Source organism: Streptomyces sp. NPDC017940 (genome assembly GCF_044328435.1).
Classification (GTDB): domain Bacteria; phylum Actinomycetota; class Actinomycetes; order Streptomycetales; family Streptomycetaceae; genus Streptomyces.
Window position 1 is genome coordinate 422,126 of record NZ_JBIRHJ010000006.1, and the last position, 16,081, is coordinate 438,206.

The window sequence follows — 16,081 nt, forward strand, 5'->3', positions numbered from 1 at the left end:
GGGGGCGCGGGGGGGGGGGGGGGGGGGGGGGGGGGGGGGTGGGGGGGCCGGGGGGGGGGGGCCCCCCGGGGGGGGGGGGGGGCCCCCGCCCCCCCGCTCCGCGGTGCCGCTGTGACGCGATGCCGCGGTGAGGCGGTGACGCGATCCCGCGGTGCCGCTCAGTGCCAGTGACTAGGCGTCGTAGTCCCGGTTGAACTTGTCCTGGGCCTCCTGGGCGGCCCGGCCGGTGTCGTCCTTGGACCGGGAGGCGCGGTCGCGGGCTTCGGAGGAGCGCTCGCCCGCCTTTTCCTTGGCCTTGCCCATGGAGTCCTGCGCCTTGTCGCGCATCTGGTCGGCCTTGTCCTGGAACTGGTCCTTGATGCCCATGAGGTTCACTCCCGTGTTGGGTGAGGGGATCGGGGCTCGACCAGACTCACACAGCGGTGCGAAAGCCGCATTTCGATCAGTCACTCTGTGTCGCGAGGGGCCTCGTGACCCGTGTCGCGGGGCGGCAGCGCGGGCCGCCGACGGTCGGGTACGTCCGAGTAGCCGGGCGGTACGGCGGCCGGCTGCCGCTCCAGGAGTTCGAGGGCCAGGTGTACGGCGTCGGCGAGCTGCGCGTGCCGCCCCTCCGCCCAGTCGAGGGGAGTCCGCACCACCGCGAGGTCCGGCTCCACGCCGTGGTTCTCCACCGACCAGCCGTAGGTGTCGAACCACGCGGCGTTCATCGGCACCGTGATGACCGTGCCGTCCCCGAGCGGGTGCCGCCCGGTCATCCCGACCACCCCGCCCCACGTCCGCTGCCCCACCACGGGACCGAGCCCGAGCAGCTTGAACACCGCCGTGATCATGTCGCCGTCGGACGAGGTCGCCTCGTCGGCCAGGGCGACGACGGGCCCGCGGGGGGCGTTCGAGGCGTACGACACCGGCTGGGCGTCCCGGGTGAGGTCCCAGCCGATGATCTTCCGGGTCAGCTTCTCCACCACCAGCTCGCTGATGTGGCCGCCCGCGTTGCCGCGTACGTCGACGAGCAGCGCGGGCCGTGACATCGCGAGCCGCAGGTCCCGGTTGAACTGCGCCCACCCCGAGCCGCCCATGTCGGGGATGTGTAGATAGCCGCAACGCCCGCCGCTCAACTCCTTGACGACGTCCCGGCGTTTGGCCACCCAGTCCTGGTACCGCAGCGGCCGCTCGTCGACCAGCGGCACGATCGCGACCCGGCGCGCGCGCCCGCCGCCCGCCGCGGGCCGGAAGGTCAGCTCGACCGTCGTGCCGCCCGCCGCGGCGAGCAGCGGGTAGGGGCCGGTCACCGGGTCCACGGGGCGCCCGTCGACGTGGGTGAGCACCGCGCCCTCGCGGATGCCCGCACCGGCCAGGGGCGAGCGCGCCTTGGAGTCGGAGGACTCGCCCGGCAGGATCCGCTTCACCACCCAGCCCTCGTCCCGGTGCACGAGGTTCGCGCCGAGCAGGCCCATCGCCCGCTGGTAGTGCGGCGGCCCCTCGTTGCGCCGGGCCGCGGTGACGTAGGCGTGCGAGGTGCCGAGTTCGCCGAGCACCTCGCGGAGCAGGTCGGCGAACTCGTCGGGCGACGCGACGCGGTCCACCAGCGGCCGGTACTGGGCGAGCACCGCGTCCCAGTCGATGCCGCACATCCCCGGCTCCCAGAAGTAGGACCGGATGAGGCGGCCCGCCTCCTCGAAGGACTGCCGCCACTCGGCGGCGGGATCGACCTCGTGCAGGACGCGCCGCAGATCGATCCAGACGGTCGTGTCGAGGTCGCGGGACTCCGTGGACGGCACGGCCCGCAGCTCGCCCTCGTCCACGACCACGAGCCGGGAGCCGTCCCCGCTGGCGGCGAACCAGTCCAGGTGGTCGACGAGTTCGTACTTCTTGGCCTTGGTGATGTTGAAGTACTCCAGCGTCGGCCGCCCCGACATGTCCGCCGGGTTGGCGAAGGTCTCGCCGAGCGCGCCCGAGATGGGCCACCGCAGCCACACCAGGCCGCCGCCGCTCACCGGGCAGAGCGCGGAGTACTTCGACGCCGCCACCGGGAACGGCGTCACCCGGCTCGCCAGGCCCTCCGCCTCCACCGTCACCGTGCCCTCGCCGGAGCCGCCGTCCCCCTCCTCGGCGGCCGGGTCGAGGCCGCCCGCCGCGGGCCGCCCGTCGGGCAGCAGCGCGAAGGGCGAGGGCGTCGCGGACGACAGCGGTACGAGGTAGGGGCGGCAGCCGAGGGGGAAGGACAGGTCGCCGGTGTGCACGTCGTACACCGGGTCGAAGCCGCGCCAGGACAGGAAGGCGAGATAGCGGCCGTCCCGGGTGAAGACCGGGTTCTCGTCCTCGAACCTGCCGTTCGTCACGTCGATGACCGCGGGGGCGCCGGGGCCCGTGAGCCGCGCCAGCTTGATCTGCCGCAGGGACCTGCCGATGCCCGGGTGCGACCAGGTCAGCCACGCCCCGTCCGGCGAGAACGCGAGATCGCGCACCGGGCCGTTGACGGAACGGACCAGTTCGGTCACCTCACAGACGGGAGCGGGGGCTTCGCCGACCTCCCCGGAGGCGGCGGCTTCCCCGTCCTCCCCGGAAGCGCCGGTCCCCCCGCCCTCCCCGGACGCGGGCCCGAGCACCGGAGCGCCCGTGACCGTCGTGCCCACGACGACGGTGCGCGCACCGCCCGGCGCGCCGGACACGTCGCCCGGGTCGTCGGTGACCTCCTCCGGCACCGTGACCAGGAGCAGCCGCCCGTCGTGCGAGGCGACCGCGAGGCGCTCGCCGTCCGGGTCGGACACCAGCTCGTGCACCCGCCCGAGCCGCCCGCCCGCCAGCCTGGTCGTCTCCCGTACGCCGCTGGCCCGCGGCAGGCAGGCGATCTCGATGGCGTCCTCGCCCTCCGCGTCCGTGACGTAGGCGACCTTCCCGCCCGCGCCCAGCATCTCCGGCAGCCGTACGCGCACCCCCGGGGTGTCGGCGACGGTGCGGGCGGGCCCGTCGCGGTGGGTGAGCCAGTAGAGGCTGCCGCGGACGACGACGGCACTCGCGCGGCCCGTGGTGTCCACGGAGAGCGCGTCGAGGTGGCGCGACGCCGGTACCTGGTAGACGCGCCGGCCCGCGCGGGGACCGCCGATCTCGATGTCCACGCGGCGCGGTACGGAGTCGGCCGCCAGGTCGTCCACCAGCCAGACCTCGCCCGCGCACTGGTAGACGACACGGGTGCCGTCGCTCGCGGCGTGCCGCGCGTAGCAGGCGTCGTGGTCGGTGTGGCGGCGCAGGTCCGTGCCGTCGTGGCGGCAGGAGTAGAGGTTGCCGACGCCCTCGTGGTCGGAGAGGAACGCGATGCGCCCGGACACGAACATGGGGGAGTCCAGGTGCCCCCCGAGGTCTTCGAGCAGCCGCTCGCCGTGCAGCCACAGGCGGCCGGTGGCACCGCCGCGGTACCGCTTCCAGGCGGCCGGTTCGTGCGGCGGCCTGCCGGTCAGGAGCAGCGTCCTGCGCTCGCACGCGTCCTGGCCGTCCGCGCCGTGGCCGTCCGCGTCCAGGACGGCGATGTCGTGGACGGGACCCCACGGCAGCTTGCCGCCGGGCGCGCCGTCGGTGGGCACGCTGTAGGCCCAGCAGAAGTGCGAGAAGGGCTGGCCGTGCGAGGACACGGCGAGGATGTGGCCGTCCGGCGTCCAGCCGCACACCCGGGTGTCGGCGGAGCCCCAGTAGGTCAGGCGCCGCGCGGGCCCGCCGTCCACCGGCGCCAGATGCACCTCCGGGTCGAGGCTGCGCCAGCTCGTGTACGCGATGTGGCGGCCGTCGGGGGAGAACCTCGGGTGGCCCAGCTTGGTGCGGTCGGCGGTGAGGCGGTACGCCCTTTGTACGGGTGCGCCCTCCGCGCCCAGGGGGGCCACCCAGAGGTCGTCCTCCGCCACGAAGCAGAGGTGGTCGCCGCTGACGTGCGGGAAACGGAGGTAGGCCTGGGTCACCCTTCCCATGCTTTTCCGCGCCGCCGGGGGCGGCAACTCGTGGAACGGTGTGTTCCAGGACACGTACGAAACCGTTTCGTTTCGTTATTGCGGGGCATACGATACTGAGCAGGACAGCGGTCTCATCGCGAAGGGAGTCGGCGCATGGCCGAGACGGTGGCCGAAGTGGCGACGCCGGTACGGCGGAGCCGGATCACGCCCGAGCGCGAGGCCGAGCTGTACGAGGCCGTTCTCGACCTGCTCCGCGAGGTCGGGTACGACGGCCTCACGATGGACGCGGTGGCCACCCGCACGCGCTCCAGCAAGGCCACGCTCTACCGCCAGTGGGGCAGCAAGCCGGAGCTGGTCGCGCGGGCCCTCAGACACAACAAGCCGGTGTCCGTCGCGGACATCGACACGGGCTCGCTGCGCGGTGACTTCCTGGAGCTCGTGGCCCGCACGGACGACTGCCAGATGGAGCGGGACAACGCGCTGATGCGGGGTCTGTTCCATGCCATCCACGACAACCCCGAACTCCACAAGGCGCTGCGGCAGTTGCTCATCGAGCCGGAGATCACCGGTTTGAACGCACTGCTGCGCCGGGCGGTGGAGCGCGGCGAGGTCGCCGCGGACAACCCGGCACTCGCATACGTCACCCACATGATGCTGGGCGGCTTCGTCGCCCGTGAACTCGTCGAGGAGCGCACGGTCGACCAGGCCTTCCTCGGCCGGTACGTCGAAGCCGTGATCCTCCCCGCCCTCGGCGTCTGACCTCCCGGCCCGCAACCTCCGTATCCCCCTGCCCCACCGCAGTTCCCTGACGCGACCGCTCACGTCGTCGGGCCGAGCCGCGCCGCACCGGCCTGCCCCGGCTCGCCGAGGCATGTCCCGACCTGCCCTGATTCGCCCCATGACCTGACCGGGAGTACGCCCTCGTGGCCACGTTCCTCTACAAACTCGGCCGACTCGCCTTCCGGCGACGGCACTTCGTCGCCCTGATCTGGGTGGCGCTGCTCACCCTCGCCGGTGTCGGCGCCGCGTCCGCGCCCACCGCGGCATCCAACTCGTTCTCCATCCCGGGTACGGAGGCACAGCGGGCCTTCGACCTACTGGAGAAGCGCGCCCCCGACGCCAGCGCCGACGGGGCGAGCGCCCGCGTCGTCTTCAAGGCACCGGACGGCGAGAAGGTCACCGACCCCGCCCGCAAGGCCGGCATCCAGAAGACGGTCGCCGCGCTGCGCTCCGGCTCCGACCAGGTCGCCGCGGCCGCCGACCCGTTCGAGGTCAAGGCCGTCTCCAAGGACGGCACGACGGCGTACGCGTCCGTGACGTACAAGGTCAGCTCCATGGAGCTGACCGACGACAGCCGCGACGCCCTGGAGAGGACCACCGACAAGGCCCGCACCGGCGGCATGACCGTCGAGGTCGGCGGTGACGCGCTCCAGGCCATGCCGCACACCGGGGCCACCGAGATCATCGGCATAGCCGTCGCGGCCGTCGTGCTCGTGATCACCTTCGGCTCGCTGGTCGCGGCCGGTCTTCCGCTGCTCACCGCGCTGATCGGCGTCGGCATCGGTGTCTCCTCGATCGCCGCGCTCGCCGACGCGCTCGACCTGGGCACCACCACCTCGACGCTCGCCATGATGATCGGCCTCGCCGTCGGCATCGACTACGCGCTCTTCATCGTCTCCCGCTACCGCGCGGAACTGGCCGAGGGCCGCGAGCGCGAGGACGCGGCGGGGCGGGCCGTCGGCACCGCCGGGTCCGCCGTCGTCTTCGCGGGTCTGACCGTCGTGATCGCCCTCGTCGGCCTCGCCGTCGTCAACATCCCGATGCTCACCAAGATGGGTGTCGCCGCGGCCGGAACGGTCGCCATCGCGGTCCTGATCGCGCTCACCATGATCCCGGCGCTGCTCGGCTACGCGGGCGGGAAGGTCAAGCCCACGGGTGAGAAGGGCAGGCTGCTCGGCGGCCGCAAGCGGGCGGCGAAGACCGCAGGTGCCGCCACCGCGCAGAACCCCGGCACCGCGCAGAACCCCGGCACCGCGCAGAACCCCGGCACCGCGCAGAACCCCGCCACCGGGAACCCCGGCACCGGGAGCCCCGTCAAGGAGAACCTGGGCACCCGCTGGGCCCGCTTCGTGGTCCGCCGCCCGGTCGCCGTGCTGCTGCTCGGCGTCATCGGCCTCGGCGCCGCCGCCGTACCGGTCGGCCAGCTCGAACTCGGCCTGCCCGACGACGGCGCGCAGCCCACGTCCACGACCCAGCGCAAGGCCTACGACCTGATCGCGGACGACTTCGGGCCCGGCTTCAACGGCCCGCTGATGACGGTCACCGACCTCAAGGGCGTCGACGACCCGAAGTCCGAGGCCGCCGCGGTCCAGAAGAAGATCGCCGGTATGGACGACGTCCTGTCGGCGAGCCCCCCGCAGTTCAACAAGGCGGGCGACACCGCGATGATCACCGTGGTGCCGTCGTCCAAGCCCAGCGGCACCGAGACCGAGAACCTGGTGCACGCGATCCGCGACGAGGCCAAGGACGTCAGGGCCGACAGCGGCGCCGACGTCATGGTCACCGGCACCACGGCCATGAACATCGACGTCTCGCAGAAGCTCAACGACGCCCTGCTTCCGTATCTGGCGCTGGTCGTCGGGCTCGCCTTCCTCCTGTTGATCGTCGTCTTCCGCTCGGTCCTCGTCCCGCTCAAGGCGGCGCTCGGCTTCCTGCTCTCGGTGCTCGCCGCGCTCGGTGCCGTGGTCGCGGTCTTCCAGTGGGGCTGGCTCGGCTCGCTCTTCGGCGTCGAGCAGACCGGTCCGATCATGAGCATGATGCCGATCTTCATGGTCGGTGTGGTCTTCGGCCTCGCGATGGACTACGAGGTGTTCCTCGTGACCCGCATGCGGGAGGCGTACGTACACGGCGAGAGCCCGCAGGAGGCGATCGTCACCGGCTTCAAGCACGGCGCTCGGGTCGTCTCCGCGGCGGCGGTCATCATGATCGCGGTGTTCGCCGGGTTCATCGGATCCAGCGAGCAGATGGTCAAGATGATCGGCTTCGGGCTCGCGATCGCGGTCTTCTTCGACGCGTTCATCGTGCGCATGGCGCTGGTGCCCGCGGTGCTCGCGCTGTTCGGCCGCAGGGCCTGGTGGCTGCCGAAGTGGCTGGACCGCGCGCTGCCGAACGTGGACGTCGAGGGCGAGGGGCTGCGCGACGCCGCGGGCCGGGGCGGTCCCGAGGGGCGGCGCGAGCTGGTGAACGTCTGACGCTGCGGGGCCGCCTGCCCGCCCCGCGCCCGCCGGCCACCGACCCGGGCCCGCTCCCCGGTCAGTGGCCGACGGGCGCGGTGGCGGCCGTGCGCGTACGGCGCAGGAAGCGGATCAGGGCTGAGGAGTCGAACTGCATGACCGCCACTCCCGCCGCCGAGTGGAACTCGAGGACCGCCTGCACCCGACCGCACGGCCAGACGGTCACGTCACCGCCGCGCGCCGGGGTCCTCAGGCCCCGCTCCAGGAGGTCGCGGGCCACGACCCACTCGGCTCCGCCGGGCAGCCCCGCCCAGTGACTTCCCTGGTTGCCCGGGAGGCCGACCCGTACCGCCTGCGGGTCGGCCTCCGGGTCGTACCGCAGCGCGACGGGAACGACGACGTGTTCGTCGGGGGAGTCGGTGACCAGGTGGGCCCGGGTGTACTGCTCGACTGCGGACATGCGGCTTACTCCTCGTCGTCGTTCCGGCCCACGCCTTGCGGCTACTCCCTAATGTCCCATATGTACGTAAATGTCACTCGCGCATGGGTCGGGGTCGGGGCCGGGGTCGGGGGCGCCCGGTGCGCCGTGGGGGCGCGCAATCGATGTCGACCCGCTCGGGGCGATCCGCTCGCGTCGTGAGTGCCTCCCCACGCTTATGACATGCGCCTTTCCAGGAGCACGCGCATGCATGTCCCCGACGGCTGCATCAATGCGCCCGTTTCCGCCGCCGGGGCCGTCGCCGTCGCGACGGTCCTCGTCATGCGATCCTGATGTGCCGCCAGCGCCTTGAACTGCCGTTCGGCTTCGATCCGAAGACGGCGCCCCGGAAGTGACGACGGAATCATCGGTGCGGCGAGCACGTTGTCCCGTACATGAACACTGACGTGGAGGCGGTCGGGGTGCACGGCACCGTGGCCGACGGGTTCGAGCCGGTCAGGGACGCCTTCGTGCGCAACTTCGGGGCGGCGGGGGAGCGCGGGGCCGCGGTCGTGGTCTACCGCGACGGGCGGCCGGTGGTGGATCTGTGGGGCGGCGCGAAGCACTTCGACGGTGCGGCGGACGACAACGGCCACGGCACCGCCTCCAGCCCCGGCACCGATCCCGGGGAGTTCCCGGAGCCCCCGGAGCCCCCGGAGCCCCCGGAGCCCTGGGAGCGCGGCACCGCGCAGGTCGTGCGCTCGGCCACCAAGGGCGTCGCCGCCGCCGTCCTGCTCCTGCTGCACCAGCGCGGCGAACTGGACCTGGACGCCCCCGTCGGCACGTACTGGCCGGAGTTCAAGGCGCGCGGCAAGGACCGGGTCCTCGTACGGCACGTCCTCGCGCACCGGGCCGGGGTGCCCGCCCTCGATGTGCCCTTGACGCCCGCGCAGGCCCTGGACGCCGAGACGGCCGCCGCCGCGGTCGCCGCCCAGGCCCCCTTCTGGGAGCCGGGCACCGAGCACGGCTACCACGCGCACACCTACGGCTGGCTGACCGGGGAGCTGGTGCGGCGCGTCACGGACCGCTCGATCCGGGACGTGGTCGCCGACGAGATCGCCGGGCCGCTCGGCCTCGACCTGTGGATCGGGCTTCCCCGTGCGCGCTCCGGCCGCGTGGGGTCGCTCGGGCGACTCGATCCGCCGGCCGCCGCGGGGCTCAGGGCGCGGCCGAGGCCCGAGGTCTCCGCCGCCTACCGTGACCCCGGCTCCCTCACCCGGCGGGCCTTCGGGGTGGTCGAGCCGTTCCCCGACGAGAACTCCGCCGCCTACCACGCGGCCGTCCTGCCCGCGTCCAACGGCATCGCCACCGCGGGGGCCCTCGCCCGGTTCTACGCCGCGCTGGTCGGCCCCGTCGACGGGATGCGCCTCCTCTCCCCTGACACCGTCGCCCTCGCCAGGGCCGAGGCGTCCGCCGGTCCCGACCGCGTCCTCGTCGTGCCGACCCGGCTCGGTCTCGGCTACATGCTCCACGGTCCCTCATCGCCGCTGCTCGGGCCCGGGTCCTTCGGGCATCCCGGCCGGGGCGGGGTGCTTGCCTTCGCCGATCCGGAGTCCGGGATCGGCTTCGGCTACGTCACCAACGGGATGAGCAAGGGGGTCACCGCGGATGTGCGGGCGCAGGGGCTTGTGCGGGCGGTGCGGGCCGCGGCTGCGTAGCCCCCGGTCCCGCCCCTTCTCCGATCCTGGGGCTCTGCCCCAGACCCCGTTGTCGGCCTGCGGCCTCGTCCTCGATCGCCGGACGGGCTCAACAACTCCCGCCGGTGCGGCGGAGTTCCAGGCCCTACCCCGCGTGCAGCATCAACCCGATGCCCGCCACCATCACCCCCGCCGCCACGATCCGCGACCACCCGAAGCGCTCCTTGAAGAAGACGGCCCCTATCCCCGCCCCCACGATGATCGAGGACTCGCGGAGGGCGGAGATGGGGGCGAGGTCGGCCCGGGTCTGGGCCCACAGGACGAGGCCGTACGCGGCGACGGACAGCGCCGCCCCGAAGAGGCCGACGGCGGCGAACGGCCGCAGGCGGGCGCCCAGCCCCCCGCGCCAGCGCCAGGCGGCGTACGCGGGTACGGCGATGCCCTCCAGGATCATCAGCCAGGCGATGTAGCCGAGGGAGCTGCCGGAGGCGCGGACGCCGAGGCCGTCCACGACGGTGTAGGAGGCGATGGCGACGCCGGTGGCGAGCGCGGCACCGATCGCCGCCCAGTCCGGCCGCCTCCCGGTGCCCCGGATGCCCCACAGGGCGAGCCCGGTGAGCCCGGCCGAGCAGACGGCGACACCGGCGGCCTGCCACCCCCGGGCACCTCACCCGCGAACACGGCGGCGAGCACGGTCACCACGAGGGGGGCGCTGCCGCGGGCGATGGGATAGGCCTGCCCGAAGTCGCCGAGCCGGAAGGACCGCATGAGCAGCGCCATGTAGGCGACGTGCAGGACGGCGGACAGCAGCAGGTAGGGCCACGCGGCGGCCGCGGGGAACGGCGCGAAGGGCGCCATGGCGAAGCCGATGAGGGTGCCGCCGCCGGCGATGAGGGTGAAGCCGACGAGCTTGTCGGTGATGTGGTGGGCGATCGCGTTCCAGCTGGCGTGGGTGACGGCGGCGAGCAGGACGGCCGCCGCGACCAGCGGGGTCACCGCGCGGGTCCGACGGCCTCGCGTACGTCGGCCGGGGTGGCGGGGCGGGCCCCTTCGGGGAAGCGGCGGCGTATCCGGCCGGGGGGTCCGCCGGGGCCCGGGTCGCGCGGGGCCCCGACGGGACGGGGGTGGGCGCAGGCGGCGCCCGGTTCCTTGTCCGTAGTGCTCATGCGCCGCACGCTAGCGGTACGTGTGTATGACACGCGAGTGGCTGCCGTGTGCGCGGGCCGGGCTGTGACGCGGGCGGCGCCGTGGCGCGGACCGCCATGGCGGGACGAGGCCGTGGCGTGACCGGGCCGTGGCACGACCGCCATGCGCAAACCGCCATCGCGCGCCCCGGCCGGAGCGCTCAGCTCAGCGCCCCCGACCGGAGCATGGCCCAGCGCCCCCTGCCAGGGCACGGCTCAGCACCCAGGCCGGGGGCACGGCTCAGCGCCCAAGCCGGATCACGGCTAGCGCCCAGCGAGCAGCATCGCCCGCACCACCGGGCCCGCCGTCTCCCCGCCGTGTCCGGCCGCCTGCACCACGGCCGCCGCGGCCATGTCGCCGCGGTACGCGGTGAACCAGCCGTTGGGCTTCTTCTGGCCGTCGACCTCCGCGGAGCCGGTCTTCGCGCCGGAGTCGGAGCCGAGTCCCCGCATGGGCTTGGCCGCGGTCCCGGACACGCCGGTGAAGTGCATCAGGTCACGCAGGTCGGAGACGGTCCTCGCGGACATCTTGCGCGGGGCGGTGGCGAGTTCGCGGTCGTCCAGGTCCGGCGGTACCAGGTAGGGCTGGCGGAAGGTGCCGGAGGCGACGGTGGCGGCGACCGACGCCATGTTCAGCGGGTTCATCCGCACCCCGCCCTGACCGATCAGCGAGGCCGCCATCTGCGCGTGCGACTGCACGGGCACGGCGCCGTCGAACGTGGGGACGCCGACGGACCAGTTGTCGCGGCCGAGGCCGAACACGTCCTGGGCCTGCCGCGTCAGGTCGTCGTTCTTCAGCTTCTTGGCCTGCGTGATGAAGGCCGTGTTGCAGGACCGCGCGAAACTCGCCCGGAACGTGCCGCCCTTGATCTTGAACTTGTTGTCGTTCTGGAACTTCCAGCCGCCGTACGTCTCGTACTTCGGACAGGGGTGCTTCTTGTCGACGCTCGCCAGGTCCTTCTCCAGGAGCATCGTCGCCGTGATGACCTTCATGGTCGAGCCCGGCGCGAGGGAGCCCTGCATGGCCGTGTTGAAGCCGCCCGGATTGGAGTTGGCGACGGCCAGAACCTCGCCGGTGGACGGCTTGACCACCACGACCGAGGCCTGCTTGCGCTTCGCCGTCTCCTTCTCCGCCGCCGCCTGGACGCGCGCGCTGATCGTCGTCTCCAGCGTGCCCGGGGTGCCGGGGGCGAGGTCGAGCAGCGTCTTGTCGGGCGTGTCCTTGGCGTCGTCCTTCTTCTTCGCCGAGGAGTCCTTGCCGTCCCCGTCCCGCTCCGGTTCGGCGCGCACCACCCGCAGCTCCACGCCCGCCCTGCCGCCCGCCTTCTTGCCGAACTTCTCCCGCAGGCCGTCGAGGACGGTGCCGAGCGAGGGGTACTTCGCGGCGGTCAGCGGGGACCCGCTCCGGTCCACGGCCCTGATCGGCGGGACGCCCGCCGCGCCGGTCACCAGGCGGTCGCCGGGCCGCAGTTCGGGGTGCAGCACCGTCGGCTGCCAGGACACGAGCGCCCGGCCGTCGGCCACCCTGCGGACCACGGTCAGGGCGGTCTCGTACGCGTACGGCTTCTTCTTTCCTCCGTACGAGACCGTGGCCGCGGCCTTGAACGGCACTTTCGTGCCCTTGGGCGCGGCCCGCTCGACGGGCGTCAGCCGGACCTTCGCGATCCGGGCCTCCTCGCGGTAGGCGGTGAGCGCGGTCAGCGCCGCCTTCCGGTCGTCGGTGAGGGCCGCGGCCGAGGCCGCGTCGCCCTTCTCCCACGCGGCGAGGAACGCCCGTGCGGTGGTGCGCACCTCGGCGGCCGACGGCGGTCCCGTCGCCACCGACTTCTCGTCGCCCCCGCGGCCGTTCCCGCCGTCCCCGACCACGGCGTACGCGGCGACCCCCACCCCGCACACGATCGCCACCGCCGCGCCGCCGAGCACCACCGGGCGCACCTTCTTCTCACGCTCGGTGGCGCGTCTTCTCTTGCCCACAGGCCCTCCGCTGTTCCCTTCGCCCCCGCCGCACCTCACTCACCGGAAGCCCAACCTAGCGGCACGCACGCCGCCCACCGACCACGGCACCCGCCCGCCCGGGCGTCCGTGTACCCCCGGCGCGCGGACCTCACCCGCCCGCGCGCAGTACGGCCGCCACGATCGGCCCTGCGGTGTCCCCGCCGTGCCCGCCCTCCTGCGCCATCGCGGCCGCCGCCACGTCCCCGCGGTAGCCGGCGAACCAGCTGTTGGGCCTCGCCTGCCCGTCGACCTCGGCCGACCCGGTCTTGGCACCGATGTCACCGCCGAGCCCCGCCATCGCCCGCGCGCCGGTCCCCGACACCGCGGTCCGCCGCATCATCTGCCGCAGCTGGGCCGCCGTGCCCGCGGACAGGCCGCGGGCGGTGGCCGGTGCGCCGTCGATGAGGGACTTCGGTACGAGGACGGGCTGACGGAAGGAGCCCGTCCGCGCCGTCGCCGTCACCGACGCCAGGTTCAGCGGGTTCAGTTGCACCTGGCCCTGCCCGATCGCGTTGGCGGCGCGGTCGGGCCCGGTGGACGCGGGCACCGAACCGTCCGCCGACGCGATGCCGGTGCGCCAGTCGTCGCGGCCGAGCCCGAAGCGCTCCCGCGCCTCATCGGCCAATGAGGCGTCGGTGAGCGGCTCCTCGTCGACCAGCTTCACGAACGCGGTGTTGCAGGACCGCGCGAAGCTGTCCGCGAGGGTGGCGTCCGCGCGCGGCGCCATGCCCCGCAGATTGTGGAACGTCTGGCTCTGCCAGGTCGCGTCCCGCGGGCACGGCGCGGGCCCCGACGCCTCGGCGACGCCGTTGTCGATGAGCATCGCCGCCGTCACGATCTTCATCGTCGAGCCGGGCGCGAGCTTGCCCTCGAAGGCCGCGTTGAAGCCGTCCGCACGGTGGTTGGCGACCGCGAGCACCTCGCCCGTGCTCGGTCTGACCGCGACCACCGAGGACTCGGCGTACCGGGCCGCCGCCCGCTCCGCGGCCCGCTGCGCCGACGCGTCCAGGGTCGTCGGCAGCCTGCCGGGGCGCCCCTTCACCAGCGTGAGCAGCGTCCTGGTGCCCGCGTCCTGACCGGCACGCCGGACGTACAGCTCGATCCCCGGCCTGCCGCCCACCCGCTCGCCGTAGTTCGCCCGCAGCTGGTCGACGACCGGCGCGAGCGACGGGTACTTCGCGGCGGTCAGGACCGTCCCGTGGCGGTCCACGGCCCGGATCGGCGGCGTCGCGGCCTCGCCGGTCTCCAGGGTGTCCCCGCGCCGCAGCCACGGGTGCAGCACGCTCGGCCGCCAGTCGACGAGGGCCCGTCCGGTACGGATCCCGCGTACGACGCTCAGGGCCGACTCGTACCGCAGCGGCTTGCTGCTTCCCTCGTACGTCACCGTGGCGCGGACCGTGAACGGCACCCGCGTCCCACTGATCCGGCCCGCCGTCAGCCGCACCTCGCGGATGGAGGCGTCCTCGCGGTAACCGGTCAGGGCGGGGGCGGCCGCCGCGGCGTTGTCGGTCGCCGCCGCCGCGCCGGCCGCGTCGCCCTTCGCCCAGGCCGTGAGGAACCTCGTCGCCGTCTCGCGGACCTCGGCGCGCGACGGCGGCCCCGTCGGGTGCGCGCCGGCCCCCGACGCGGACGGGCCGCCGTCCTCGCCCAGCACGTTCACCACGGTGTACGCGCCGTACCCGGCGCCCCCCACCATGACGGCGAACACTCCGCCGACCAGAGCCGCCTTCGCTCCCCTGCGCATCGAGCGCTCCCTCCCCAGGAAAGCCCCGACTTTATGGGGCGGATGGGAAGCAGGGGTCCGAAGCGTCGTATCCAGTCGCAGTCATGTCGTATTCGGTCCCAGGAATGTCGTATTCGGATCCAGGTGGCGAATTCAGACCCAGGTGTCGAGCCACATCCTGGAGCGCCAGGAATCGATCGGGATCGCCTGCCCGGTATAGATCGGCCAGAAGTAGATGAAATTCCAGAAGATCAGCAGGACCAGGACGCCCGCGGCCGCGGCGCCCACCACCCGGCGCCGCTCCGAGGAGCCCGGCGGTCCGAGGACGGCGCCGAGCAGCATCGCGAGCCCCAGGCACAGGAACGGCACGAAGACCACGGCGTAGAAGTAGAAGATCGTGCGTTCCTGGTACATGAACCACGGCAGATAGCCCGCCGCGATACCGCACACGATGGCGCCGGCCCGCCAGTCCCTGCGGAAGACCCACCGCCACAGGACGTACAGGAGTGCCGCCGCGGCCGCCCACCACAGCAGGGGCGTGCCGAGCGCGAGGACCTCGCGCGCGCACTTCTCCTTGGTGTCGGCGGGGCAGCCGTCCCTGCCGGGCATCGGCGACTCGTAGAAGTACGAGACGGGGCGGCCGTCGACGATCCAGCTCCACGGGTTGGACTGGTAGGTGTGCGGCGACGACAGGCCCACGTGGAAGTCGTAGACCTTGTTCTCGTAGTGCCACAGGCTGCGCAGCCAGTCCGGCAGCCAGGGCCAGTCGGTGTGCTTGCCCGCCCCCGCCGCCCAGTCGCGGTAGTAGCCGCCGCTGCCGTCGCTCGGCGAGAGGATCCAGCCGAGCCAGGACAGCAGATAGGTGCCGAACGCGACCGGCACCGTCGTCACGAACGCGGGCAGCACGTCCCGCCGCAGGGCCGCCGTGTACGGCCGGTCCGCCCCGGCGACGCGGCGCGCGCCCGCGTCCCACAACACGGTCATCAGACAGAAGAAGACCATGATGTACAGGCCGTTCCACTTCGTGGCGAACGCCAGGCCGAGACAGACCCCGGCCGCCCACCGCCAGGGCCGCGGGCCGAGGCGCAGCGTCTGCGCCACGTACGCGTCCGGGCGGGTGCTCCCGTCCTCGTCCACCGGCAGCGCCGCCGCGAGTCGCGCCCGCGCCCGGTCCCGGTCGACGAGGAGGCAGCCGAACGCCGCGAGCACGAAGAACATCAGGACCTGGTCGAGGAGCGCGGTGCGGCTCATCACGAAGTGCAGGCCGTCCACCGTGAGCAGGGCGCCCGCGAGACAGCCGAGGAACGTGGAGCGGAAGAGCCGCCGCCCGATCCGGCACAGCATCAGGACCGACAGCGTGCCGAGCACGGCCGTCATGAACCGCCAGCCGAACGGGTCGAAGCCGAACAGCCACTCCCCGACGCCGATCACGTACTTGCCGACCGGCGGGTGCACCACGTACGCCGGATCCGTGGGCAGCGCGATCCCGCCGCCCTGCTCGACGACCGCGTCGTTGACCTTGTCGGGCCAGCTCAGCTCGTAGCCCTTGTGGATGAGCGCCCAGGCGTCCTTGGCGTAGTACGTCTCGTCGAATATCACCGCCTTCGGGCTGCCGAGGTTCCAGAACCGCAGCAGCCCCGCCACCAGCGCGACACCCAGCGGCCCGAGCCAGCCCGACCACCGCACCAGCCACCGGGACGCGTCCCGCGGCACCCCGAGCGCCGCCCAGATCCGGCTGCCCGGCTCGGCGTAGGGCGGGACCAGGCGTGTCCGCACGTCCTCTCCTGGCCGTGCCGCGTAGCCGAAGCGGCGCAGCCGGTGCTGCCACGACGGTGGCGGCCCCTCGGCCGCCTGGCCCTCGCGGGTGTCCGGGGAAGACGCGGTACTGGTCAC

10 protein-coding genes and 1 pseudogene are annotated in these 16,081 nt (G+C 73.4%); 3 read left to right on the forward strand and 8 right to left on the reverse strand.

Features of this window, described 5'->3' with window-relative positions; all coding sequences use genetic code 11:
* Nucleotides 1-171: 171 nt before the first annotated feature.
* Together ACH4DX_RS22900 and ACH4DX_RS22905 are read right to left on the reverse strand one after the other, a co-directional pair.
* Nucleotides 172-366: a hypothetical protein gene (locus ACH4DX_RS22900; protein ID WP_398156468.1), complete on the reverse strand. Its 195-nt coding sequence runs from the start codon at nt 364-366 to the stop codon at nt 172-174.
* Nucleotides 367-446: 80 nt separating this feature from the next.
* On the reverse strand, nt 447-3,947 hold the full coding sequence (locus tag ACH4DX_RS22905; RefSeq protein ID WP_398156469.1) for a S41 family peptidase: 3,501 nt from the start codon (nt 3,945-3,947) through the stop codon (nt 447-449).
* 144 nt (nt 3,948-4,091) lie between these two features.
* Between ACH4DX_RS22905 and ACH4DX_RS22910 the strand changes: the two genes are divergently transcribed.
* Both ACH4DX_RS22910 and ACH4DX_RS22915 read left to right on the forward strand, forming a co-directional pair.
* Nucleotides 4,092-4,697 carry a TetR/AcrR family transcriptional regulator gene (locus ACH4DX_RS22910; RefSeq protein WP_398122757.1) on the forward strand — a complete coding sequence of 202 codons (606 nt, stop codon included), beginning with the start codon at nt 4,092-4,094 and terminating at the stop codon, nt 4,695-4,697.
* 164 nt (nt 4,698-4,861) lie between these two features.
* Nucleotides 4,862-7,189: an MMPL family transporter gene (locus tag ACH4DX_RS22915; protein ID WP_398156470.1), complete on the forward strand. Its 2,328-nt coding sequence runs from the start codon at nt 4,862-4,864 to the stop codon at nt 7,187-7,189.
* A 61-nt stretch (nt 7,190-7,250) separates the two neighbouring features.
* Here ACH4DX_RS22915 and ACH4DX_RS22920 read toward each other — a convergent pair whose 3' ends face one another.
* Entirely contained in the window at nt 7,251-7,631 is a 381-nt protein-coding gene (locus ACH4DX_RS22920) for an SsgA family sporulation/cell division regulator (RefSeq protein WP_398122759.1), read from the reverse strand.
* A 413-nt stretch (nt 7,632-8,044) separates the two neighbouring features.
* Between ACH4DX_RS22920 and ACH4DX_RS22925 the strand changes: the two genes are divergently transcribed.
* A complete protein-coding gene (locus ACH4DX_RS22925) occupies nt 8,045-9,307 on the forward strand; it encodes a serine hydrolase domain-containing protein (RefSeq protein ID WP_398156471.1) in 1,263 nt (420 codons plus the stop codon).
* 124 nt (nt 9,308-9,431) lie between these two features.
* Here the strand turns inward: ACH4DX_RS22925 and ACH4DX_RS22930 are convergent.
* From ACH4DX_RS22930 to ACH4DX_RS22950, 5 genes and pseudogenes are all read right to left on the reverse strand, one after another.
* Nucleotides 9,432-10,282: pseudogene (locus ACH4DX_RS22930) on the reverse strand (EamA family transporter).
* Nucleotides 10,279-10,452, reverse strand: a complete 174-nt coding sequence (locus ACH4DX_RS22935) for a hypothetical protein (RefSeq protein ID WP_398156472.1) — start codon at nt 10,450-10,452, stop codon at nt 10,279-10,281. Before ACH4DX_RS22935 ends, ACH4DX_RS22930 begins: the two are co-directional and overlap by 4 nt.
* A gap of 282 nt (nt 10,453-10,734) precedes the next feature.
* Complete coding sequence (locus ACH4DX_RS22940; protein ID WP_398156473.1) at nt 10,735-12,444, reverse strand: penicillin-binding transpeptidase domain-containing protein; 1,710 nt, start codon at nt 12,442-12,444, stop codon at nt 10,735-10,737.
* Nucleotides 12,445-12,574: 130 nt separating this feature from the next.
* Nucleotides 12,575-14,209, reverse strand: coding sequence for a penicillin-binding transpeptidase domain-containing protein (locus ACH4DX_RS22945; protein ID WP_398156474.1), 1,635 nt, complete (start codon nt 14,207-14,209; stop codon nt 12,575-12,577).
* Nucleotides 14,210-14,341: 132 nt separating this feature from the next.
* Nucleotides 14,342-16,081, reverse strand: coding sequence for a dolichyl-phosphate-mannose--protein mannosyltransferase (locus ACH4DX_RS22950; RefSeq protein WP_398156475.1), 1,740 nt, complete (start codon nt 16,079-16,081; stop codon nt 14,342-14,344).

Coding starts and splice junctions, on each gene's coding strand:
- ACH4DX_RS22920 (WP_398122759.1), bottom strand. CDS start 7,631: ATGTCCGCAGTCGAGCAGTACACCCGGGCCCACCTGGTCACCGACTCC.
- ACH4DX_RS22935 (WP_398156472.1), bottom strand. CDS start 10,452: ATGAGCACTACGGACAAGGAACCGGGCGCCGCCTGCGCCCACCCCCGT.
- ACH4DX_RS22945 (WP_398156474.1), bottom strand. CDS start 14,209: ATGCGCAGGGGAGCGAAGGCGGCTCTGGTCGGCGGAGTGTTCGCCGTC.
- ACH4DX_RS22925 (WP_398156471.1), top strand. CDS start 8,045: ATGAACACTGACGTGGAGGCGGTCGGGGTGCACGGCACCGTGGCCGAC.
- ACH4DX_RS22910 (WP_398122757.1), top strand. CDS start 4,092: ATGGCCGAGACGGTGGCCGAAGTGGCGACGCCGGTACGGCGGAGCCGG.
- ACH4DX_RS22900 (WP_398156468.1), bottom strand. CDS start 366: ATGGGCATCAAGGACCAGTTCCAGGACAAGGCCGACCAGATGCGCGAC.